2 protein-coding genes are annotated in these 1933 nt (G+C 63.3%); one reads left to right on the forward strand and one right to left on the reverse strand.

Going from position 1 to position 1933, the window contains the following annotated elements:
• Positions 1-164, reverse strand: a 164-nt coding sequence (locus EN991_RS34250) for a carboxyl transferase domain-containing protein (RefSeq protein ID WP_281058840.1), incomplete at its 3' end; no start/stop codon positions are given.
• 409 nt (positions 165-573) lie between these two features.
• On the opposite strand from EN991_RS34250, the gene EN991_RS34255 reads away from it, so the two are divergent.
• Positions 574-1933 (forward strand): DEAD/DEAH box helicase (locus tag EN991_RS34255; protein ID WP_164769595.1); only part of this gene is annotated, 1360 nt, incomplete at its 3' end.

Here is a 1933-nt window from a genome sequence, read left to right on the forward strand (position 1 = left end):
ACATACATGTCGAACTCCTCGAACGAGCCCTCGTCGAGAAACACCTCGATGCGTTCGCGCGCGGTGAGCTTGCCCTTCTTGTGCTGGGCGTCGATGCGCGCTTGGCCGCCGCCCATGCGGGCGATCTCGCGGCGGCGCTCGAGTTCCTTCAGCACGTCCTTCATCGATTACCTCCCAAGCCAGCGGCATTTCGTGGTAATCGTGCCGGCAAGCGAGCGCAAGCGCCGCTTGCTCCGTCGATTTTGCTGCGCTGCAACATGAGCCCCCTTGCATTTGGTGGCGAACTGGGCCATATGCGGCGGCATAGGCGCTTGGGCCGGGACTTATCCGGCCTTCTCGACGAATGAGACTGGTTGCGTCTGTTTTCCCTCTTTCCGGTATATCGGCCCTTTTTCCGGTAAATCACAAAGCGGCGAAAAAGCCCCGTGGCATGATGCCTGCGGGCACGACAGCGCAGCCGAGTGGACGAACCCGTCCGCCCGCCTTGTCGTTTCATGAAAATTTGTTCGACGGCAGGTTGCGCCCTGCCGCCATCGATGTTTGCGGCCAGAAGCCGCGTGAAAGAAGATTATTTTGACCAACGAAAACACTTTGCCCGGTAGCAACACTGCGGAACTCACCGGTTTCGCGGCACTGGGTATTACGGGCGCGCTGCTCAAGGCCACCCACAACGCCGGCTTCACCGAGCCGAAGCCTATCCAGGCGCAGGCTATCCCGCCGCAGATGGAAGGCCGTGACATTTTCGGCATCGCCCAGACCGGCTCCGGCAAGACCGCGGCCTTCGCTCTGCCGATCCTGTCGAAGATCATCGCACTCGGCACCAAGCGCCGGCCGAAGACGGCGCGTGCGCTTATCCTGGCGCCGACGCGCGAACTCGCCGTGCAGATCGAGGATACGATCAAGATCCTCGCCAAGGGCGCGCATGTCTCGACCGCGCTCGTGCTTGGCGGCGTCTCGCGCTTCAGCCAGGTGAAGAAGGTTGCGCCCGGCGTCGATATCCTGATCGCAACGCCCGGCCGGTTGACCGACCTGGTGCGTGAGGGCGACCTCATACTTGCCGACACCAAATGGCTGGTGCTCGACGAGGGCGACCGCATGCTCGACATGGGCTTCATCAACGACGTCAAGCGCATCGCCAAGGCGACCGCGCCCGATCGTCAGACGGTGCTGTTCTCGGCGACCATGCCCAATGAAATCGCCGAATTGGCCAAGGGCCTGCTGAAGAACCCGATCCGCGTCGAAGTCGCGCCGCAAAGCACGGCAGCGGCCGAGATCGTGCAAGGCGTCGTCTTTGCCCGCACCAAGCAGAAGCGCCAGGTGCTGTCGACGATGCTCGCCGATGAGGCGATGAAGTCCGTCATCATCTTCTCGCGCACCAAGCATGGTGCCGACAGGGTGACCAAGGACCTCGAGCGCGATGGCTTCAAGGCCGCCGTCATTCACGGCAACAAGTCGCAGAACGCCCGCCAGAAAGCGCTGAACGATTTCCGCGACGGCTCGGTGCGCATTCTGGTGGCGACCGACATCGCGGCGCGCGGCATCGACGTACCCGGCATCAGCCATGTCGTGAATTTCGATCTGCCGGATGAAGCCGAGAGCTACGTCCACCGCATCGGCCGTACCGGCCGCAACGGCATGGACGGCATCGCGATCACGCTTTGCGATCCTTCCGAGAACAGCAAGCTGCGCCAGGTCGAGCGCATCATCCGCACCAAGCTGCCGATCGTTGCCGACCATCTCGGCAGCCCCGATCCGCTGCGCAATCCGGCTGAAAAGAACGAGCGTTTCGAGCCGGCCAATGACCGCAACGACCGCAATGGCCGTCGCGACGGCAGGCGGCCCGGTGGCGAGAACAAGGGCAACGGCTTTGGCAAGAAGCGCTTCGGCGACAAGCCGGCCTTCGCCGGCGAGCGCAAGCCGGACGGCGCCAAGC

This window comes from Mesorhizobium sp. M7A.F.Ca.US.005.03.2.1 (genome assembly GCF_003997795.1).
Lineage (GTDB): Bacteria > Pseudomonadota > Alphaproteobacteria > Rhizobiales > Rhizobiaceae > Mesorhizobium > Mesorhizobium ciceri.